At 40.0% G+C, this 22,724-nt stretch carries 16 protein-coding genes; 9 read left to right on the plus strand and 7 right to left on the minus strand.

The annotated features are described in order from the left end of the window. Window positions 1-67 precede the first annotated feature (67 nt). The 5 genes from DC082_RS00650 (at window position 68) to DC082_RS00670 (ending at window position 5,899) form a co-directional block, all read left to right on the plus strand. Window positions 68-1,555, plus strand: a complete 1,488-nt coding sequence (locus DC082_RS00650; RefSeq protein ID WP_189363291.1) for an aldehyde dehydrogenase family protein — start codon at window positions 68-70, stop codon at window positions 1,553-1,555. Window positions 1,556-1,903: 348 nt separating this feature from the next. After that, window positions 1,904-2,854, plus strand: a complete 951-nt coding sequence (locus tag DC082_RS00655) for an ABC transporter permease (protein WP_094568227.1) — start codon at window positions 1,904-1,906, stop codon at window positions 2,852-2,854. Further along, complete coding sequence (locus tag DC082_RS00660; RefSeq protein ID WP_275665670.1) at window positions 2,851-3,810, plus strand: iron chelate uptake ABC transporter family permease subunit; 960 nt, start codon at window positions 2,851-2,853, stop codon at window positions 3,808-3,810. The genes DC082_RS00655 and DC082_RS00660 overlap by 4 nt, the downstream gene beginning before the upstream one ends. Beyond that, the gene (locus DC082_RS00665; protein WP_109235306.1) at window positions 3,811-4,569 is read left to right on the plus strand and encodes an iron ABC transporter ATP-binding protein; all 759 of its coding nucleotides are present in this window, start codon (window positions 3,811-3,813) and stop codon (window positions 4,567-4,569) included. It abuts the gene before it with no gap. A 337-nt stretch (window positions 4,570-4,906) separates the two neighbouring features. Beyond that, window positions 4,907-5,899 (plus strand): siderophore ABC transporter substrate-binding protein, encoded by a 993-nt coding sequence (locus DC082_RS00670; protein WP_109235307.1) that lies wholly within the window; start codon window positions 4,907-4,909, stop codon window positions 5,897-5,899. Between the two features lie 482 nt (window positions 5,900-6,381). On the opposite strand, the gene DC082_RS00675 is transcribed toward DC082_RS00670, so the two are convergent. Together DC082_RS00675 and trkA are read right to left on the minus strand one after the other, a co-directional pair. After that, complete coding sequence (locus tag DC082_RS00675; protein ID WP_094568224.1) at window positions 6,382-7,590, minus strand: argininosuccinate synthase; 1,209 nt, start codon at window positions 7,588-7,590, stop codon at window positions 6,382-6,384. Window positions 7,591-7,622: 32 nt separating this feature from the next. Then, window positions 7,623-9,002 (minus strand): Trk system potassium transporter TrkA, encoded by a 1,380-nt coding sequence (trkA, locus tag DC082_RS00680; protein WP_109235308.1) that lies wholly within the window; start codon window positions 9,000-9,002, stop codon window positions 7,623-7,625. A gap of 967 nt (window positions 9,003-9,969) precedes the next feature. On the opposite strand from trkA, the gene mgtE reads away from it, so the two are divergent. Beyond that, a complete protein-coding gene (gene mgtE / locus DC082_RS00685; RefSeq protein WP_109235309.1) occupies window positions 9,970-10,998 on the plus strand; it encodes a magnesium transporter in 1,029 nt (342 codons plus the stop codon). Between the two features lie 394 nt (window positions 10,999-11,392). Then, window positions 11,393-12,667: an AmpG family muropeptide MFS transporter gene (locus DC082_RS00690; RefSeq protein WP_229821508.1), complete on the plus strand. Its 1,275-nt coding sequence runs from the start codon at window positions 11,393-11,395 to the stop codon at window positions 12,665-12,667. 267 nt (window positions 12,668-12,934) lie between these two features. On the opposite strand, the gene DC082_RS00695 is transcribed toward DC082_RS00690, so the two are convergent. Then, window positions 12,935-13,597: a fumarylacetoacetate hydrolase family protein gene (locus tag DC082_RS00695; protein ID WP_109235311.1), complete on the minus strand. Its 663-nt coding sequence runs from the start codon at window positions 13,595-13,597 to the stop codon at window positions 12,935-12,937. Window positions 13,598-14,142: 545 nt separating this feature from the next. Between DC082_RS00695 and DC082_RS00700 the strand changes: the two genes are divergently transcribed. Next, a complete protein-coding gene (locus DC082_RS00700) occupies window positions 14,143-14,835 on the plus strand; it encodes a VIT1/CCC1 transporter family protein (protein ID WP_109235312.1) in 693 nt (230 codons plus the stop codon). Between the two features lie 124 nt (window positions 14,836-14,959). On the opposite strand, the gene DC082_RS00705 is transcribed toward DC082_RS00700, so the two are convergent. The 4 genes from DC082_RS00705 to fdnG form a co-directional block, all read right to left on the minus strand. Continuing rightward, on the minus strand, window positions 14,960-15,868 hold the full coding sequence (locus tag DC082_RS00705; RefSeq protein ID WP_109235313.1) for a formate dehydrogenase accessory protein FdhE: 909 nt from the start codon (window positions 15,866-15,868) through the stop codon (window positions 14,960-14,962). Between the two features lie 301 nt (window positions 15,869-16,169). Next, window positions 16,170-16,832, minus strand: coding sequence for a formate dehydrogenase subunit gamma (locus tag DC082_RS00710; protein WP_109235314.1), 663 nt, complete (start codon window positions 16,830-16,832; stop codon window positions 16,170-16,172). Between the two features lie 3 nt (window positions 16,833-16,835). Next, entirely contained in the window at window positions 16,836-17,741 is a 906-nt protein-coding gene (gene fdxH, locus DC082_RS00715; RefSeq protein ID WP_094568217.1) for a formate dehydrogenase subunit beta, read from the minus strand. 16 nt (window positions 17,742-17,757) lie between these two features. Beyond that, the gene (fdnG, locus tag DC082_RS00720) at window positions 17,758-20,808 is read right to left on the minus strand and encodes a formate dehydrogenase-N subunit alpha (protein WP_094568216.1); all 3,051 of its coding nucleotides are present in this window, start codon (window positions 20,806-20,808) and stop codon (window positions 17,758-17,760) included. Between the two features lie 780 nt (window positions 20,809-21,588). Here fdnG and DC082_RS00725 point away from each other — a divergent pair. After that, the gene (locus DC082_RS00725; RefSeq protein ID WP_109235315.1) at window positions 21,589-22,338 is read left to right on the plus strand and encodes a Nif3-like dinuclear metal center hexameric protein; all 750 of its coding nucleotides are present in this window, start codon (window positions 21,589-21,591) and stop codon (window positions 22,336-22,338) included. Window positions 22,339-22,724: the final 386 nt, after the last annotated feature.

The following is a 22,724-nucleotide window of genomic DNA, read 5'->3' on the forward strand; positions in this document are numbered from 1 at the left end:
GGTATGTTGATGGGTGAGACTACTTTTTGTAGGGCTCGTTCTTAATATTCGTTAAGGAGATTAGTGTATGAAAATGTTATCTGATATCAATGGTGATTTGCGTCCGCAGAGCTCTTATCAACTCTTAATTGATGGGGAATGGCTCGATGGAGCGCAAGGTAAAACCTTAGAGAGCCACAATCCCGCAACAGGTGAGAAGTTGACAGAGATCGCTGTCGCAGAAAAAGAAGATGTTGATCGTGCTGTAAAAGCGGCATGGACTGCATTTGATACGTGGAGTCAAACTTCGCCACAAGAACGAGCGAAATATCTCTTAGAGATTGCTGATCGCTTAGAGGCAGAGTTAGAGCGTTTTGCAACATTGGAGACGCTCGATAATGGTAAGCCAATTCGTGAGACGATGAATGTTGATGTTCCGCTAGCGATCGATCATTTTCGTTATTTCGCCGGCGTTATTCGTGCAGAGAGTGATGAAGCGAACCTAATTAATAAAGATAGTTTAAGTATTGTACTCAGTGAGCCTATTGGCGTTGTTGGACAGATTATTCCTTGGAACTTTCCACTTTTGATGGGGGCTTGGAAGATTGCCCCGGCACTTGCCGCAGGTAACTGTATTGTCATTAAGCCATCGAGCGATACTTCTATTACACTCCTTGAGCTTGGTCGTATCCTCAATGAGGTATTACCCAAAGGGGTTGTTAGCGTTCTGACAGGCGGTGGTTCAACTACAGGGAACTATATCTTAGAGCATGAAGGTTTTAGTAAGTTTGCCTTTACCGGTTCCACAAGTGTTGGATATAACGTCGCGAAAGCAGCTGCCGACAAGCTAATTCCAGCAACTTTAGAGCTAGGTGGAAAGTCAGCAAATATCATCTTTGAAGATGCGCAGATTGATAAAGCAATCGATGGTGCGCTGATGGGAATTCTCTTTAATCAAGGTCAGGTCTGTTGTGCGGGTTCTCGTCTCTTTATTCAGCGATCGATCTATGATCAATTTTTAGAGAAGTTGAAAGAGAAGTTTGAGAGTGTTCGTGTGGGAGATCCCCTCGACCCCAATACACAGATGGGTGCGCAAATTAATGAGAAGCAACTTAAGCAGATTTTGGGCTATGTTGATATTGCGAAAGAGGAGGGTGCGCGTGTTTTAACCGGTGGTCAGCGTGCCTCAGATCGAGGTGCATTTCTTTGTCCGACGGCGATTGTGGATGTAAAACCTAATATGCGCATTGAGAAAGAGGAAGTTTTTGGTCCTGTTGTTGCTATTTTGCCTTTTGATAGTGAAGAAGAGGTGATCGAGCTTGCTAATGACTCGGAATATGGTTTAGGTGGCGCAGTCTGGACGCGTGATATCAATAGAGCGTTCCGTGTTGCAAAAGCTGTCCGTACGGGACGGATGTGGGTCAATACTTACAATGAATTGCCGGCACACTCTCCTTTTGGTGGTTATAAAAAATCGGGAATTGGTCGAGAGACCCATAAGATGATTCTCGATGCTTATACCCAGAAGAAGAATATTTACATTAGCTTTAACGAAAAACTTACCGGCTTCTACTAGCTTTATGCTTGATCTGAATGGAAGTAGGGTATAAGGCACTCATTAGCCGACGATGACTATCATGGATTACTGAGTGCTTATATTACTGACTGAAAGGGCTTTATCTTTTAAGGTAGAGCTCTTTTTTGTGGAATAAGGGTAGCGGTATGGTGACAAGGGCAGTGGAATAAGAGGACTTTTTAAGCAGAAAGTAGCTAATTTTTGCACAAAGCTATTTAAATTCTTTAATGGTGCTATGAAAAGTATAAATATACTGTAAAATAGCAATCATTATCATTCGAGTGCATATTTCATTTGTAAGAGTTCGTTTGAAAGAATTCATTTGTAAAAGGACAAATTGTTTTATATATGAGAATACAGTATTGGGTTCTCATTCTCATTGTATTATCAGCGATCTCCCTCTTTGTAGGGGTGATAAATATATCGGTGAATGACCTATTTAATTTAACAGATGCTCAGAAGCAGACAATATTGATTAGTCGTATTCCGAGGCTTATTACCATTTTGATTGCCGGGGCAAGCCTCTCAATCAGCGGTCTTATTATGCAAAAATTGAGCCAGAATGCTTTTGTCTCTCCGACAACTGCCGGCACAATGGAGTCTGCACGTTTAGGGATTTTGGTAGCGATTTTGCTCTTTGCCGGAGCCTCTCCCCTTGTAAAGATGGGGTTGGCCTTTCTCTTTGCTCTTTTAGGAACATTTCTCTTTATGAAGATTCTTAATCGAATTCGTTATAAAGATGTGGTCTTTGTCCCCTTAGTAGGATTGATGTTCGGTGGTATTATCGGTTCAATTTCAACCTTTATTGCATATAAGCATGATCTGATTCAAAATTTAGCATCGTGGTTGATCGGTGATTTCTCTATGGTGATGTCAGGCCGTTATGAATTGATCTACATCTCCATTCCATTGATGATTATCGCTTATCTCTATGCCCATCAATTCTCAATTGCCGGTTTAGGTGAGGATTTTTCTAAAAATTTAGGTCTAAAGTATCAGCAGGTGGTCAATATCGGTCTTGCGATTGTAGCGATGACGACCGCATCTGTTATTTTGACAGTTGGGATGATTCCTTTTTTAGGATTGATTGTCCCCAATATTATCTCTCTCTATAAAGGGGATAATATCCGTACAACACTTCCTTATACGGCACTTTTAGGGGCGATTATTGTTCTTGCATGTGACATTTTAGGGCGCATCATTATCTACCCTTATGAGATACCGATCAGTGTAACTATTGGTATTTTGGGAAGTCTACTCTTTATCTGGTTGCTCTTTAAAAAGGTAGGGCAGGCATGAATATAAGAGTCATTAATACAAGAATGAAGTTGGTGTTACTACTGATTTTAGCTGTAGCGAGTTCGGCGCTCTTCCTCTTTTATCAATTAGGCGTTAATTGGGATTATGTACTTCCAAGACGTAGCTATAAACTTTTAGCGATGGTTATTGCCGGGAGTGCTATTGCATTTTCGACAGTTATCTTCCAGACCGTGACCCATAATAGGATCTTAACTCCAAGTATTATAGGGTTAGATTCGCTCTATCTTTTAGTGCAGACCCTGTTGGTCTATTTCTTGGGCGGTAAAAACTTTGCAATGATTAGTAATGAGTGGCTCTTTCTCCTCTCAGTATTAGTATTAGTGACTTTCTCTATGCTCTTATTTAAGATGTTACTTGGGAAAGATGGACGTTCAGTCTTCTTTCTACTCTTAATAGGGATCGTTTTAGGAGCACTCTTTCAGAGTCTATCCACCTTTATGCAGGTTTTGATCGACCCTAATGAGTTTTTCTTAGTACAAGATAAGATGTTTGCCAGCTTTAATAATGTACAGGTGAAGTTAATCTGGTGGGCATTAGGAATTATTGGGGTCACGATGATTCTCTATTTGCCGATGATTAAATATCTTGATGTCCTCTCGTTAGGGCGCGATCAATCGGTTAATTTAGGGATCTCTTACCGTAAGGTTGTGATGTTGACGCTGATTGTGGTCTCTGTTTTGACAGCAGTATCAACAGCCTTAATAGGGCCGATCACTTTTTTAGGCTTATTGGTGGCAAATCTTGGCTATGAGATCTTTAAAACTTATCGTCACTCTGTTTTACTGATGGGGACGATATTAGTGAGTATTATTGCCTTAGCATTTGGGCAGATGTTGGTGGAGCGAGTCTTCTCATTCTCAACGACCTTGAGTGTTATTATTAACTTTATTGGTGGACTCTATTTTATCTATCTACTTTTAAGGGGGAGCAAATAAATGGTTGTAGTCGAAGGAGTTTCAAAATTATTTGGGCAACGAAAAGTTGTTGATAATGTTTCCATTACGATCCCTAAAAATAAGGTCACATCCTTAATTGGGCCTAATGGGGCAGGTAAGAGTACCCTCTTAGGGATGATGAGTCGTTTGATTGATCCTGATGCTGGTTCTATTAAGATCGATGATCGTCTGATTCGTGATTGGAAGAGTGATGAGTTGGCGAAAAAGATTTCGATTCTTAAGCAGGCCAATCATCTCAATCTTCGAATTACAGTTCGTGAGTTGGTTGCTTTTGGGCGTTTTCCTCATAGTAAAGGTCGTTTGACGGCGGAAGATGACGCATTGATTGATGAAGCAATTGCCTATATGGGATTGACAGATCTTGAGAATAAGTATGTCTCTGAACTAAGTGGTGGGCAGCGTCAATGTGCCTTTATCGCGATGGTTGTTGCACAAAATACTGATATTATCTTTTTAGATGAACCGCTCAATAATCTGGATATGAAACATTCGGTAGAGATTATGCAGGTTTTGCGTAAATTAGTGGCTGAAAAGAATAAGACAATCGTTATTGTCATTCATGATATTAATTTTGCTTCGTGCTATTCAGATTACATTATCTCTCTTAAAGGGGGAGCTTTGGTGCATGAAGGTGCGACAGAGAAGATTATCGATACCAATATTCTTCGTGAGATCTATGACATGGAGATCCCTATTCAGACCATTAATGATCAGCGGATTTGTGTTTATTTCTCATAGGTTAATGTAATAAGCATAATAATGCGTAATAAGCCTGTGAGGTAGATGGAATAAAGAGAGTAATTTTAGAGAGCAATTTCTCTTTTTTTAAAGTATCATGATGTGAATGATTCTCAATTATATAGTTGAATGGCTCCTATTAAGGAATCTTTATTAGATGATAGCTGTTATGTATTATCGATCGCTGTTGAAGTTAGTGGTTATGTCGTCCCTTGATGCAATCAGGTCTATTTCATAAGTCTATTCAATAGGTTCATTCAATAGGTCCATTTAATTTTTTTAATTAACTGTTTAATTAACTAAAATAATCAAAAGTGTAAAAGCTTAAGGAGTAAAAATGAAGTCCAAAGCATTTAAGAAAGTGGTTCTTGTATCGGCATTAGCTTTAGTCTTGGCTGCATGTGGTGAGGAGAAGGCCGCTACACCGACAAAAACAGCTGAAAGTCCTGCAAAAGAGCAGAGCAGCAGTGCTGTAGCCGAAACTAAGCGTATTACTGTTAAACATGATTCAGGAGAAACAGTTGTTCCTTTTGCTCCTGAAAAAGTGGTTGCTTTCGATTTTGGGGCGTTAGATACATTAGAATCTTTAGATATCGACATTATTGGACTTCCTAAAGCAAATCTCCCAGCTTATCTTAATGATTATAGTGCCGACAAATATCAAAACTTTGGCACTCTAAAAGAGCCAAATTTTGAAGCGATTCATGCAGCAAAGCCTGATCTTATTATTATTGCGGTACGACAAGCACCTCTATATGAGCAATTCTCTGAAATTGCACCGACAATCAATCTTTCTGTAGATGATAACGATATTATGGGGTCTACAGAGCGTAATATTCGTGTCTTAGGTGAAATCTATGGTCGTGAAGCGGATGTGGAGAAAGAGATAGCTCTTCTTAATGAGAAGATTACCAAGGTTCGTGAGAAGACCGACCAGATGGATGAGACAGGTTTAATTCTTCTTGTCAACGATGGCAAAATTAGTGCCTATGGCCCAGGCTCACGTTTCGGTATTATCCATGATGTTTTAGGCATTAAGCCGGCAGATAGTACAATCAAGCAATCACGCCATGGTCAAACGGCATCATTTGAGTATGTGATGGATCTTAATCCTGACTATCTCTTTATTGTCGATCGAAGTGCTGTTATTGCTGGTAACGGCAATACCGGAGCTAAAGAGGTTGTTGAAAATGATCTAGTGAAAAATACTAATGCTTATAAAAATGGCAAGATCGTCTATCTTGATCCTAATGTTTGGTATCTCTCAGGCGGTGGTTTTAAATCAACCAACCAGATGATTGATGATATTGCCGAAGCAATTGATCAGTAGTTGAGCAGTAATTGCTCAGTAATTGATGGATATAACATCAATCTAAAAAATATTTCCTTTATAAAACTTTGCCACTACTTCGGTAGTGGTTTTTTTATACTTCAAAGCTAAGCCCTCAAAGCTAAGAAGATTTTTGGAGCCAAAGGAACCCGATCATCTTACTCTTATAGTAGATATCTGTAGGGCTGTAGATCTATGCCCATCTGAGGCGTCTACAATGCCGGGATCATATCTTTAAATGGACATTATCTACCGACGAGGATCAGCATTTGCCGGCGCAGGGTTTTGAAACAGATGTGATAGTAAGATTTAACCGCTGTCGGGCTTTGTTGTTTTATCATTTGATCAATAGCAACAATAACGATAATAGTAATAATAAAAAATCCTATAGCGCAATTAAACACTATAGGATTTATTGATGACAATTTTAAATCATCAAATGTAATTCCTGCGAAGCAGGTGACAATTGATGAGGGGGCTGATTAACGGCGATTTTTGCTCGCTGCGATACGAAGACGAAGAGCATTGAGTTTGATAAAACCACCTGCATCTTTCTGATCATACGCGCCACCATCATCTTCAAATGTTGCAATATTCTCATCAAAGAGTGAATCATCAGATTTACGACCCACGATGATAACATTCCCTTTATAGAGTTTGACGCGCACGACACCATTTACAAACTTTTGTGATTCATCGATCATTGTTTGTAAAAGTTCACGCTCAGGACTCCACCAGTAACCATTATAGATTAGGCTTGCATAACGTGGCATCAACTCATCTTTAAGATGAGCAACTTCACGGTCAAGTGTAATTGACTCAATTGCACGATGTGCTTTTAACATAACAGTACCGGCAGGTGTCTCATAGCAACCGCGAGCTTTCATACCGACATAGCGGTTTTCTACGATATCAACACGACCAATTCCATTTTCACCAGCAAGTTTGTTAAGCTTCTCCATAACGGTTGCAGGAGAAGTTTCAACACCATCAATAGCAACAATATCACCATGGCGATAGGTTAACTCTACATAGGTAGGCTTATCAGGTGCTTCTTCAGGAGAGACTGTCCAGCGCCACATATCTGCTTCTGGCTCTGTCCATGGATCTTCTAACATCAAACCTTCGTAAGAGATATGGAGTAAGTTAGCATCCATTGAGTAAGGGGATTTTTTACCACCACGATCGATCTCAATATTGTTTTTCTCAGCGTAGTCGAGAAGCTTCTCGCGAGACATAAGATCCCACTCACGCCATGGAGCGATTACTTTCACGCCTGGTTTAAGCGCGTATGCACCTAACTCAAAGCGAACTTGGTCATTACCTTTACCGGTTGCTCCGTGAGAAATTGCATCTGCATTTGTTTCATTAGCAATTTCAACGAGGCGTTTTGCAATTAATGGGCGCGCGATAGAGGTTCCTAAAAGATACTCCCCTTCATAGATCGCATTTGCGCGGAACATTGGAAAAATAAAGTCGCGAGCAAATTCTTCGCGGAGGTCATCGATATAGATCTCTTTAACGCCAAGCGCCTTCGCTTTATCGCGTGCCGGCTCAACTTCTTCGCCTTGACCAATATCTGCCGTAAATGTTACGACTTCGCAATTATATTCATCTTGTAACCATTTGAGGATTACAGAAGTGTCCAATCCGCCTGAATATGCGAGAACCACTTTATTGATTTTTTCCATTATAGTCTCCTGTCGACTTTTGGGGTTTTTGACTATTTTCTTAATTCAAAGAGATCTTCCACTTCTGGAATACTCTCTTTGTCTGTGATAAATAAGATGAGATGATCATTCTGCTCAATAGAGATGGAGGGCTCAATTTTCATCACTTTCCCTCTTCGGATAAGTCCCGCGACAACGACATTTTCGGGCCAACGTATCCCTTCCAAAGATTTACCGACGATTTTTGAGGTTTCAGCATTACCGTGGGCAATAATCTCCATTGCTTCTGATTCGCCTGATCTAAGAGAGTATACCTGAACAATATCTCCTTTTCTAATATAGGTTAACAAGGTACTTAAAGTTACCTGTTGTGGTGAGAAGGCGAGATCAATATTTGACTCCTCTTCAATCATCTCAAGATAAGAAGAGCGATTGATCAGCGCCATTGAAAACTTCGCACCTAGACGCTTAGCTAACATAGCGGCCATAATATTGGTTTGATCATCATTTGTGAGCGCGCAGAAGAGATCCGTTTTATCGATATTTTCTTCAAATAGCAGTGTCTCATCGGTACAATCCCCATGAAGAATGAGGCTACGACTCAGCTTAGAAGCAAGGGCGTTAGCACGTTCTGCATTCTCTTCGATCAGTTTTACATGGGTATAAGATTCAAGCGCTTCCGCTAATGCCGCGCCGATATTACCACCACCGGCAATGGTGACTTTTTTGGCAATTCTCTGTTTAGATTGAAAGAGTTCAATGACCTCTCTTGCATCTGAACGGGCACAGAGAAAATAGATCTCATCATCCTCTTCTAAGATGGTCTCATCATGGGGAATAAACTCACTTCCTTCCCGGTAGATCGCAACATAGTTGATGTTGAGATGCCGGGTTCGACGTTTGATTTTGGCAAAACGACGACCATAGAGCTGGGAGTTCTTTTCTACTCCAATAGAGACAATAAGTGCCTCACCTTTTGAGAAGCGTAGGACATCGAGCGCACCCGGCAATTCAATAATATTTTTAATATAGTTAGTGATTAAGATCTCAGGGCTGATCACAACATCGATGTGAAAGGTCGAATCGAGTTTGTTTCCAAAAAGATCACCGTGACGAACATAATCGCGTGAGCGAACTCTAGCGACTTTTAACTTAATGCCAAAAACGGTATGTGCAATTTGGCAGGCAACAATATTGACCTCATCGCTTGAGGTAACGGCAATAATCACATCCATATTTTCAGCGCCAGCCTCTTTCAGTAAGATGGGAGAAGCCGCATTTCCACGGATGGTACGAATATCATATCGCTCTTTAAGGGCCGCTAGAGGGGCATATTGATTATCGATAATGGTGATATCGTTTTGTGCTTCTTTTGACAAAACATGGGCAACAGTAGAACCTACTTGTCCGGCACCAAGAATCAAAATTTTCATGACTGCGATTATTCCTTTTGAAAGACGCTTAAAATAATAGCTCAAAATAGAGGGATATTGTATCTGTTTTTCTAATTGACTGCTTCTTAGATTCTTTTACGAAGTCGTTATTAAGTTGCTATCTAGTTGCTATCTAGCGCGATCAAGAGATTATTGAGATGTGATGAGCACATTATCGGATTGGTTGTGGTAGATAGATTCATTATCTCACTATATCTTTCTTAAAGTAGGTGGCGAAAATAGGTGATGAAAAGAGGGAGGTTATCGCAACGATAGTGGGAAGAGAGATGATGAGATAGATCGCTTGCTTTTCTCCATTTCATTGCTCTAAATCCATTTTTAGGGTATAATTCTTGCCTCAAAATACCTAGAAGGTAGACTTATTAATATCTCAAAAGCTCTGATTTTGCTGTAGTGTATATAGATAGATGCAGTAGACATATACGGTCAATGGGGTGAGGGTTTTGAGGTAGTAATGGGTCTACTTTTTTCATTTGATTTGATTAATACTCTTTCATGAAGTTTTCTACTTTAACTTTCTATTTTAATTTTTACTTCGATTTTTTACTTCAATTTTGGTTAGGAATAGAGGGTCAATAGTAGTTGTTAAAATTCACTGTTGGGGTAATTCTTAAATCAATTCAAATTAATTCAAATCAGATCAAGTAGGTTCAAGTTGGTTCAGATCGATTATTCAAAGATTATTCAAGTCGATTAGATTAAAGTAGTTTAGTTAGATAATGATTCCTCGTTAGGTGAGGTTGCTGTAGAGTCGGAAGCTATTGCCCAGAGAATATTCGAAAATATGGATGGGTTAAAAGAGATAATTGAGTGAAGATTGTCTCGAATATAGTGAAAACAAGGAGAGATCATCTCTTCTAGGAGCGCACCTTCAGATAAGCGATATACTTCACTCTATCTCATTAGAGATCATCATCGATCACATGTAGTCACAGGAGGATGCTTTATGGTTCATCATCAAAATGCAAGAAAAACGCATGAGTTTGCAGAGGAGACGGTCGGATCGTTAATGGATTTCGATTTTATCTGCGTTCCTGAAACCTATACCGTGAGTGAGACCTTTAAATATCTGAGGAAAAACGTTCATGGTAAGGCCAATATTCACTACAGTTATGTGATTGATCCTTTAGGGGTATTAGTGGGAGTTCTCTCATTAAGAGAACTTTTAGGTGCTGATGAGAATGCTGTCTTAAAAGATATCATGGCGCCGACAACCCTTAAGCTCTCTTATGATCTAGACCAAGAGAAAGCGGCTAAAATCTTCCAAGACTCGGATCTTGTTACATTACCTGTGATCGATACCAATGGCAGGATGATCGGTGTACTCCATGTTGATGAGATGATGGATGTTTTACAACAAGAAGCGACTGAAGATATCCATAAGATGGCATCGATCTCGGTTGATGAGGATGAAGAGGTAAAGGGATTACTCGAATCCTCAATGGGCTGGCTCTATAAAAAGCGAATTGGTTGGCTCGTGATTCTTGTATTTGTCAATCTTCTCTCTGGTGCCGGGATTGCAAGTTATGAAGAGTTACTCAATCAACATATCTATGTTGTTTTCTTCCTACCACTCTTAATTGCTAGTGGTGGTAATACCGGTTCACAGTCAACGACTCTTGTTATTCGAGCGATGGCTGTCGGGGATGTCACCATGCGAGATTGGGGGAAGGTCTTTGCTAAAGAGGCTCTGGTTTCATTTGCCTTGGGAATCACGATGGCGGCCGCAATTGCGGTAATCGGCTATTACCGTGGTAGTGATTATGGTGCCGGAACAGAGACAGCTATTATTATTGCTTTATCGATGGTGATTGTTGTGATGTTTGGTGGACTATTAGGTGCAATTATTCCTTTTGTCTTTAGATTATTTAAACTTGATCCGGCAACAGCAAGTACACCGCTTATTACCTCAATTTGTGATATTGCAGGTGTCTTTATCTATTTAGGAATTGCGAGTCTTTTCTTGCAGTTATAAGAGAGAGACGGGATCATCAATGTATAGAGAAGATATGTGGATGATAGCGGCTTAAGATCTTTTAGAAAAAGTGATCGGTGATCTTTGTCATCGATCATTTTTTATTGTATGAGATTATTTGTGAGATGATTAAGATTTTGTAGGATCTTAATTGGCTAAGAAGTCTAAGAAGTCTAAGAATTAAGTTAAAAGAGTGCAAATGTGTAAATGTGCAATGTAAATTTCAATTGTGAGTTATTAGCTCAAATTTATATTTAGAAATTTATATTCAGATTCACATCACATTCACATTCAAATTTATATTTATAGTTATATTTATTTTTAAGTTACAGTTCAAATTGAAGCTCAAATGAGGTTTCGAAAAGAGTCTAAATTCAAGAGAAGCGAGGATCGTGTGAAGAGAGAGGGTTTTTTAACAACAATCGGCTACTATTTTTCCCGGCAGAATCTCTCGGTAGCGCTGCTTGGCTTCGCTTCGGGACTACCAATCTTGATGACACTCTCAACGTTAACCTATTGGCTCTCTACTTTAGGGGTGCAAAAGAGCGCAATTGGTCTTGCGTCACTTTTAGGATTGCCTTATCTCCTTAAGTTTTTATGGGCACCACTCCTTGATCTTTTTACTCTTCCTCTTTTAGGGCGTTTAGGGCATCGTAAAGGATGGATCTTACTTTTTCAGCTTATTATTGCCGGCATATTTGCACTTTTAGCATTTATCGATCCCACAGAGAATCCTTATCTTTTAGGCGTCTTAATCTTTCTATTAGCGACTGCATCGGCAAGCCTTGATATTGTGGTAGATGCTTATCGTATCGACTCTTTAGATGAGGAGACGCAAGCTTATGGTGCCAGCAGTTATCTTTTTATGTATCGTATTGCGATGCTGTTGATGGGGGCCGGAGTTTTAGCGCTCTCCGATTTTTATAGCTGGTCACTCATATTTCAAGGTGTAGCATTGCTCTTTCTCTTGATTTTTCTCTTAACGCTCTTGATAAAAGAGCCAAAAAGAGAGGAGGTTGTTACAGAACCCAATGCGCCATTAGTGGCACCTTTGAAGCGATTTATGGAGGGTTTTGTCCAATTTTTTAAGCGAGATAAAGCGCTTCTATTTCTACTTTTGGTTATCTGTTATAAGTTGCCCGATGCTGTCTCTGGAATAATGGTTACTCCTTTCTATCATGAGATGGGCTACAGTGGTGCTGAAATTGGTGCGGTGACTAAGGTCTATGGCTTAATTGCAACATTATTAGGCGCATTTTTGGCTGCAACCATTATTCATAAATTGGGGCTCTATCGAAGCCTAGTTGTTTCTGCGATTTTAATCGGGATTACCAATTTGGGATATCTGCTAATTATTGCAAAACCTAACTTATGGATGTTGATTGTAGCCATCAGTGGTGAGAATTTTATCTCTGGCTTTTCAAGTGCGCTCTTTATTATGTTTTTAGGGCTATTGTGTGATCGTAATGCTTCTGCTACACAATATGCACTATTAAGTGCTTTGGCTTCTTTTGGTTTGCGCGTATTTGGTGGAGCATCGGGCTTCCTCGCGGAAGGACTTGGGTGGGAGGGATTCTTTATCAGCACGGCGATTCTCTTTATTCCTAGTCTACTGCTGATTCTTCTTCTAAAGCCCTCTATTGTTAAAATGAGAGTCCCTACTTCTTAGGTTTTACTCTCTTAATCTTAAGTTTTATGGAGAACGTATAGGTCTAGGGCTGTATAAGATAGGATCATAGCCATAATATCATTGACGTTTTTGAACTTTAGAGTATTAGGATTAAAGTGTTGATAGTTGATAGTTGATAGTTGATAGTTGATAGTTGATAGTTTAGGTTTATAGAGATCACTGAAAGATCTCTATAAACTAAGTATCACTGAAAGTATTACTGACCCCCGTTTCTATTGAGAAAGATAGGGAAAGGATTAAGAAAGGTTAAGAGGCATTAACTTTAAAGTTTGCCGTGATCTGATCTTCTAAAGTTAATGAGAGTTGATCTCCAGGAGCAAGTTTACCAACTCCTTCAGGCGTGCCGGTGTAGATAATATCTCCTTTTGAGAGACCATAGATCGTCGAAAGGTAGGCAATAATCTCCGTAATAGGATAGAGCATCATTTTAGAGTGACCATTCTGTTTTAACTCACCATTTTGTTTAAAAGTGAAGGTGATATCGGTGGGATCTTTGATCTTATCAGCCGAAATAAAGGTGCTAACAATTGCAGCTCCCGGAAAGCCTTTACATTTTGTCCAGGGCTCGCCTCGCTCTTTGATTTGGTCTTGGAGATCACGAGCCGTTAAATCGAGTCCTACACCATATCCGCCAATAATTGAGAGAGCGGACTCTTCAGAGAGATTTTTAGCATCTTCTTTAATGTAGATGACCAATTCTGCCTCATAGTGAATGGCATCTGAGAAGGAGGGCAGTGTAATAAGATCACCCTCCACAGCAAGTGCCGAAGTGGGCTTTAAAAATACCAGCGGTTCTGTTGGTGTTGCGTTATTAAGCTCTGCAATATGTTTTGCATAATTTCTTCCGATACAGAAGATATTCTGAATTGGAAAATTACTACCTTCAATTGTTATTTCTGCTCTTTTCATCTCTTCTCCTAAGGTTGAATATTGAATGTTATAAGTTGTTTACACGACGCTTTTTTAAGCGTGATTGAATACTATTTTTTAGTGTAATAGATCTCCGGAAAGTATGTTAGCCCATTTATAGCTAAGGTGACTTTTTATACAGATTGTAATTGATACAGCTTTTTAGAGTTACTGCTATTTTTTTAGTAGAGGCTATTTGGTAGAAGTTATTTAGTAGAGATTATTCTTTAATCTCTCATTTTGAAAGAGAGATAATAGAAGCGAGATATAATATATTTAATCTATATAATGAATGTTATAGGGATAAAATAAGAGAGAGATAAAAATAGATAGCTTAATTATCACGACAAATCGTAAATCATCAATTATGGAATGTGATAGATAGCACCATCAAATAGTTGTTATAAGTTGGATAGGGTTGAGAAGATTAAAATAGAGATATATTGAATAGAACTCTATTGAATAGAAGTCTATTGAAAAATATTGAAAATATTACGAAAGAGTAATTATAAAAGAGTAATTACAAAGAGTAGAGGAGCTACTTTATGGCAAAGAAAGAGAAGAGATCGACAGATATAGAGAACCGATTAAATGTACTAAGGGCAGGTGTTTTAGGGGCTAATGATGGCATTATCTCTACAGCCGGATTGGTTATTGGGGTTGCAAGTGCGACAACAAATTTAATGACTATCTTAATTGCGGGGCTTGCGGGTTTATTAGCCGGTGCCTTGTCGATGGCAGGGGGAGAATACTCTTCTGTAAGTACACAAAAAGATGTAGAGAAAGCGGAAGTAGAGAAAGAGAAAAAGTTATTAGATAACGATTATGATGGTGAAAAAGCCGCTTTAACGCACTACTATGAAGAGAAAGGGCTTTCATCAGATTTAGCATCGCAAGTAGCAACGGAGCTGATGAAAGAGGATGCCTTAGCTGCGCGTGTTCAGGCGAAGCTCAATATCACATTAGGAGAGTATGTTAATCCTTGGAATGCTGCATTCTCTTCTATTATCTCTTTCTCCTGCGGTGCGATTATTCCACTTCTCTTTATTCTTTTCTTGCCCCAAGAGTTTAAGATTGTAGGGACCTTTGTTGCCGTCTCATTAGCTCTTGCTTTAACAGGGTTTGTCAGTGCAGCATTAGGGGGCGCACCTCGATTAAAAGCGGTTATTCGAAATGTAATTGTAGGGATGTTAACAATGGCTGTTACCTATGGTTTAGGGCATATAGCACATATTTAAGGGTAATTAATTACTACTGAGACTGAGCATTTTTGTGAATAGTATCTATTATCCATCAAAGAAAAGAGGGGCCAGCTCGTTATGATTTGAGTCAACCCCTCTTATTTTATGCCTTTTAGTGGCGTTATAATAGGTAAGGATTAACTCCAAAGGTTTGATAATTCTCTTCAGTTAAACGAATTGATAATGGTAATGTTAAGAGATCTTCGATAAAGGGATCTGCGAGTAGCGTTTTAGTGCGATCTGTAACCTTGAGGTAGGTCTGGCACTCATCACAAACTTCTGCATAGATCGGGCTTTTTTCACCCTCGATACGCTGTTGATAGAGCGATTTGTTGCTCATACACTCGGTACATTGACCTCTGACGACATGCCATTTTGTTTCACAAAATGAGCAGTAGAGATAGCGAAGCCCATCTTCACTATTATCGAGAACGCTACTAATTGCCGGCATTTTACAACAAGGACAGAGGTCTCGCTCTCTGAGTTGGTAGTTTTTATCAATCTCTAGTTGCGCTGCGGCATGATGAAGGGTTACCTGTAATGCTGCTAGGAGAAAGATACGCTCTTCTGCTGCAATCTTATCGAGTTCTAATGTTAAGAGCTGTTGAAGAAGGGTCTTGAGAGCGACTTGATCTTGGCTCTTCTCCTCAATCGTTGCAATAATGGATAATATATTGTGATAGGGATGATCAGCAGTTCCATCGATCTCTTGTGCGAATATCAATTTTAGTTTTTGGCAGATCGTTTTTAGTGCGACTTGGAATTGGGTGAGCGTTTCGTTTGTGATGGTAATAAAAGGAGGGATCTCTTGAAGGGCAATCTTCTTTTTCTCTGTAGAGTTAAGGCTCGATAATTGCTGAAATGCATCCTCTTGCACCATCACAATATGTAGTAGGAAGGGGAGCGCCGTCATATCGGGATGATTTTTGATGGCCTCTTTGAGTACTTTTTTTCGGTAAGGATAGTGACTCCCTTTAGGGGGGAGGATCTGAATAATCTCTTTGATACCACCAACAGGGATATTAGTCATAATTTATTCTCTTTTGGGTTCTCTTAAAATTTAGATAGTTGATATTGAAGTTGATATTGTAGTGGGATATTGAAATCAACTAGTGAAGTCAACTAGTGAAGTCTAATAGTGTAAAGTATCGATGAAATAAGGTGCTGAAATAGGCATTGAAATAGGAGAGCTCCCTTGATCCTATTAATTATAGAGATCTTAGGAGCCCCCTTAGTTTGATGCAGATAGAACAGGTGTGATCGAGAGCGATCTAAAGTGAGCTACTCTATTAGCTGTTCTATTATCTAAGATAGAAGCGCATCAATTTATTTTATAACTTTTCATCAACTTCTGTTGTTTTAGCATCTTTCTGCTCAACGCCTGCCATCACCTCTTTATACCAGAGTGGATGGTGTGATTTTGCCCATTTCTCTGTTACTACACCTTCAGTCATAGCACGAATTGTCCCTTTAACCCAAATCGCCGCATAGACATGGACAATGATTGATGCAATTAAGATCAATGCAAACCATGCATGAAGTAAGATTGCGACACGACGAAGCGGAATACTAAAGGCATTTGCAAAATAGGGCTGCCACATCATGATTCCAGTAATGATTAACACAATCATTGAGAGTGTCATTACCCAGAACATCACTTTCTGGCCGGCATTATATTTTCCAACATTCGGAAGATGCTCACCTGTAATTACCTCTTTAACAGAGAGCGCCCACTTCACATCCTCTTGATTGATAAAGTTTCGCTTTACGTAGCGGAAAAACTGGATAAAGAAGCCAATAAACATGATGACGCCAACGAAAGGATGGACAATACGAGCCATCTGCGGCGTACCAAAGATTTGGCTAAACCAGAAGAAGCTAGGGTAGAAGAAAGCTAGTCCTGAAAAAGCAAGGAGAATGAAGCAGAAAGCTACTACCCAGTGATTAATGCGTTCCGATGCGGAATATCGCTGTATAAGTCTCTCTTTTGCCATGATCTACTCTCCTTTACCTTTTGATTTTTTAGGATCAATAACTTCTTTTCCTTCATCAGGATCATCTGCACGGCTAGGTCCTACAGTAACGTAGTGTAAAAAGCCAGTGAAGACCGCCGCTGCAATACCAAATGTAGAAAGGGGTTTTAAGATACCTTTCCAGAGGCTTGTAACAGGGCTGATCTTTGGATCTTTCGGAAGGTTGCTATAGAGCTCTGGTTTATCAGCATGTTGAAGAACATACATGACATGCGTTCCGCCAACGCCTGCAGGGTCATAGAGTCCTGCATTTTCATAACCGCGGGCATTGAGATCCTTGATTCGATCTGAGGCATATACTTTCATATCCTCTTTTGAGCCAAATTGGATCGCGCCTGTTGGGCAAGACTTAACACATGCCGGCTCTTGACCAACAGCAAGACGATCAGAGCAGAGAGAGCATTTATAGGCTTTGTTATCTTTTTTGCTCAGACGTGGGATATTAAATGGACAGCCTGTAATACAGTAACCACATCCAATACAGTTCTCCTGATTAAAATCGACAACACCATTATTGTATTGAACGATCGCTCCAGGAGAAGGGCATGCCTTTAAGCATCCTGGATCTTCACAGTGCATACAGCCGTCTTTACGGATTAACCACTCCAATTTGCCATTTTCTGTCGTCTCATTAAAGCGCATTACCGTCCAAGACTCATTGGTTAAATCAGGAGGGTTATTGTAAGTACCATCACATGTTCCTACGACATCGCGCAGATCATTCCATTCAGAGCAGGCAACCTGACATGCTTTACAGCCGATACAAGCTGAAACATCGATCAATTTTGCTACTTCAATGCCTTGACGTACATCTGGGGATTTAGTTGAAGTCGCAGAACGACGTTTAATATCTAAAGATTCTAAAATCATTTTTATCTATATCCTTTTATGCATTGAGTGGCTCAACATTCACAAGGAATGTCTTATATTCCGGTGTCTGTGTATTTGCATCACCGACCGCAACAGGTAAGAAGTTGGTTAAGAAGCCTTTCTTCGCAACGCTCTCAAATCCCCAGTGAACGGGAATTCCAACTTGATGTACCGTTTTGCCATCAACTTTAAGTGGCATGATTCGCTTAGTGACAACTGCAACAGCTTCAACATAACCACGATTTGAAGAGACCTTAACACGATCACCTAACTTGATCCCTTTCTCTTTTGCTAATGCTTCGCCAATTTCGACAAATTGCTCTGGTTGCGTAATCGCGGCAAGAAGTGCATTTTTAGTCCAGAATTGGAAATGCTCTGTTAAGCGATAAGTTGTTCCCACATAAGGGAATTTGTCGTGTGTACCAAGCATGTCACGATCTCGCTTAAAGATTCTAACTGCCGGATTATTAACCGGTGTATAGAGCGGATTGTAGCCAAGCGGTGTCTCCATCGCTTCAAAGTGGGTTGGGAAAGGACCATCAACTAATTTATCGCTTGATGAGAGTCGGCCAACACCTTCAGGATTCATAATAAATGGATCCATAGGGCTACCTGGAGCTGCGGTTGCATCAAAGTCAGGAACATCCCAACCGATCCAGCGCTCACCATTCCATTTAAAGAGACGGCGATGAGGATCCCAAGGTCTTCCCATGCGATCAGCAGAAGCTCTGTTATAGAGTATGCGGCGATTTGCCGGCCATGCCCAAGCCCAACCTAATGTAATACCAAGACCGGATGGATCGCTATTATCGCGGCGCGCCATCTGATTTCCTTCTTCCGTCCAAGATCCCGTATAGATCCAACAACCTGCCGCCGTTGAACCATCATCTCGTAACTCAGAGAAGCTACCTAAAAGCTCTCCTTTCTTACGAATTAATTTGCCATTATCATCATAAAGATCTTCTAGTGCGTAACCATTTTGCTCTTTAGTGATCTCTTCTGAGCTTGGATAAAGTGGCTGAGCATAATCCCATTGGATATGCATGATAGGATCAGGGAAGGCTCCTCCCTCTTTTTTGTAGAGCTCACGCAATTTAAAGAGAAGGCGAGAGAGAATTTCTGTATCCCCTTTTGATTCACCAGGGCCATCAGCTGCTTGATAGTGCCACTGTAACCAGCGAGCAGAGTTGACAATGGAGCCTGAGCCTTCAACGAAGCAGTGTGCCGGGAGACGATATACTGTTGTCATCACCTCTTTGGGGTCGATATTGTTATGTGCGCCATGATTTTCCCAGAAACTACCCGTTTCTGTTGTTTGTGGGTCAATCACAACAAGATATTTTAATTTCGCTAATGCTTGACGATTCTTATTGGTGTCAGGAATCGCCGCTAATGGGTTAAATCCTTGGCAGATATAACCATTCATCTCCCCTTGATCCATCATCTCAAAAGCTTTAATGATGTCATACATTTTGTCCCATTTAGGGAGATAATCGAAGGCAAAATTATTCTCTTTGGTCGCGTAAGGACCATAGAAAGTCTTCATCATACTATTGAAGAACTTCGGTGTGTTTTGCCAATAGTTCATCTGCCCAGGGCGAAGAGCTTTGGGGGTTGTCTCACGAATATACTTCTCATAAGTATTTTGAGAATCACTTGGAAGATTGAGGTATGCCGGGAGTTGCGTGGAGAGAAGACCTAAGTCTGTCAATCCTTGGATATTTGAGTGCCCACGTAAAGCGTTAACACCACCTCCAGGAACGCCCATATTTCCTAAAAGAAGCTGAACCATCGCCATTGTACGGATCATCTGTGTTCCAACAGTATGTTGTGTCCAGCCTAATGCGTAGAGGATCGTGGAGGCTTTATCATTAGCGGCACATTCACCTAAAGTTTCAGCGATATAGAGGAAATCTTTCATCGGTGTGCCGGTAACGCGTTCGACCATTTCAGGGGTATAGCGATCGTAGTGGGCGCGCATCATATTGAAGACACAGCGAGGATGTTGAAGTGTCTCATCAACTTTTGCATAACCATTCTCATCGAGCTCATAGGTCCATGATTCTCGGTCATAACGTTGTAACTCTTCATTCCAACCTGAGAAATAACCATCTTCAAAGTCATAATCGGGATGCATAATGAATTTTGCATTCGTATACTCTTTTACATACTCTAAGTTGATCTTGTTATTATCGATCAACCAACGGATTAAGCCGCCTAAGAAGACAATATCAGAGCCAGAACGGATCGGAGCATAGAAATCTGCAACCGCAGATGTTCTATTGAAGCGTGGATCGACACTTAATAATTTAGCGCCTCGCTTTTTAGCTTCAATCGCCCATTTGAATCCTACAGGATGTGCTTCGGCCGCATTTCCTCCCATTACAAGGATCACATCAGCATTACGAATATCGACCCAGTGATTGGTCATTGCTCCACGGCCAAAGGTTGCCGCTAAGCTTGCAACTGTTGAGCCATGGCAGACACGTGCCTGGTTATCGATCGCAATCATTCCTAAAGCACGAATAAATTTACCAGTGACAAATCCATTCTCATTAGTCGTTGCAGAAGTTGCTAAAAATCCGGTGGAGGTCCAGCGATTGACAGTCACGCCATCGCTATTTTTTGTTTGGAAATTGGCATCACGATCATCCTTCATCCAGCGTGCAATCTCATCAATGGCTTGATCCCAAGAGATTGGTTCCCACTTATCAGAGCCAGGACGTCTCACTTCTGGATATTTGACTCGATTAGGACTATGGACAAAGTCGATAACGCCGGCACCTTTAGGGCAGAGCGAACCACGGCTTACAGGATGATCAGGATCTCCCTCAATATGGATAATTTCTGCTTTAGAGTTTTTAGGCTTACCCCCCATAGAGTAGACTAACATCCCACAACCAACAGAGCAGTAGGTACAAACCGTTCTTGTCTCTTTAGCCTTTAAGATCTTATATTCTCTAACAGCGGCTTCCGAAATGCTCGGCATCATTCCTAATGCTGCGAGGCTTGTAGCACCAACGGTGCCCGCCGACACTTTGAAAAATTGTCGTCTTGATAATTCCATCGTTATTTCCTTTAAACTTTTATAGTTTAATGAGGTAGAAAGAGCTCATTAATTAGGTCAACTATCCTGATCTGATATTTCTCTGCAATTTCTCTCTACAGCCTCTATTTTATCGCTGTATATACCATTGCTCATAGAAAAATCGTTATTTCTGCTCAATCAATTTATGATAGAAAGCAATCGTCAAATTACTTTTAATGATAAATGGATTTAATTATCAGGAGTTTAGGTTGTTATATTATGGATATAATTAACAGATAATGACTCAAATATATATTTATCGATATTGGAACTTTAACGATCGACTTCTGTTGAAGATTATAGATCCGCAGAAATACTCTCGAAAATAGTACCGAGAAATGTACCGAAAAATATATCGGCAATGCTGCTATGCCGTTGCACTCAAAGAGTCATAAAGTGGTACAGAGTCCTAGATTATATCGTTATTGTTGTCAATAATCTATATGGCTGATTTACATTTAGATGAAATCATTGTACGTGAATCACTTTGAAGCATGACTGAGCATCATTAAAATATAAAATATCAAGCGTTAGATATCTCTTTTAGTGAAAAAGGGATGCTCAATAGCTGAAAAAGACGTAGAATAGAGCAATTGCTCCACTTGCCGGGGGTATTGGAGTCTGTAAAAGGAGCTTGCAGAGTGTATTGCTCCATTAGATATTGACCAGTCGGTATTTAAAAAACTTTAAAGGTTTAGAAGTTTAGGACACTAGAACACTAGAAGTTTAGGAAATTAAAAATTTAGAAAAATCATAGCTATGAATAACTTACAATTAGAAAAAATTATCAATGAGAAATTAGAGAGTAACGGGATCAAAGATTATGTCCCTAATGGATTGCAGGTGGAGGGGCGATCGGAGGTTAAACATATTGTTGCCGGAGTGACAGCAAGTCTAGAGTTGATTGAATGTGCATTAGAGCGTAATGCAGATGCTCTGCTTGTTCATCATGGCTACTTCTGGAAGAGTGAATCACCCCTTATTCGAGGGATGAAGTATGAGCGTATCAAAAAATTGATAGAGGGTGGTATTAATCTTTATGCTTATCACCTTCCATTAGATCTTCATCCTGAGCTTGGTAATAATGCACAATTAGCAGAGCTTTGGGAAATTGAAAATGTAGCGCCTATATCTACGGATAATCCTCTAGTCTTAACAGGAGATCTTGCCGAAGCGGTTGATGTCGTCTCTTTTGCAAAGATGATTAAACATACTTTAGGACGAGAACCTTTTGTTGAAGCCTCAGGTCCTAAGTTAATCAAACGAGTTGCGTGGTGTTCAGGAGCTGCTCAAGATGCCTTAGAGGAGGTGGCGATGCAAGGTTATGATGCATTTATCACAGGGGAAGTTTCTGAGCGGACGATCTATATTGCGCGAGAGCTAGGAATTCACTTTTTTGCCGCAGGCCATCATGCAACAGAGCGTGCAGGAGTTGCAAAGTTGGGAGAATGGTTAGCTAAGCATTATGATTTAGAAGTTGAATTTATCGATATCCATAATCCTATCTAAACCTTTCAGGTCGTTGTATCGTAAATTGATCAATAGTGACCAATGGCGATCAAGGGTGATTAAGTGTGATTAATTGGCTTGGTCTGTTATCGTTGACTATTGTTGACTATTATTGGCTATTGTAAGTTTCTATCAGCTTTTATTCGCTTTTATCCATTTTTATTATCTTTTGTTGGTTTTGATCAATTTTAGTTATTATGTAATACGGTGAAAGAAGAGCATCCGTAAAGGATATAATCTTAATTTTAGAGTAATTTCATCTCAATTTTATCGCGATTTCAGGTAAAATAGATCTCCAATGTTGTTGGGGTTTTATTGTTGGGGTTTTAGATAAATCTATTATAGGTAAATCCATTAGTAATAGATCTCTTATTGACAATCAGGTT

Source organism: Ignatzschineria indica (assembly GCF_003121925.1).
In the GTDB taxonomy this organism is placed as follows: domain Bacteria; phylum Pseudomonadota; class Gammaproteobacteria; order Cardiobacteriales; family Wohlfahrtiimonadaceae; genus Ignatzschineria; species Ignatzschineria indica.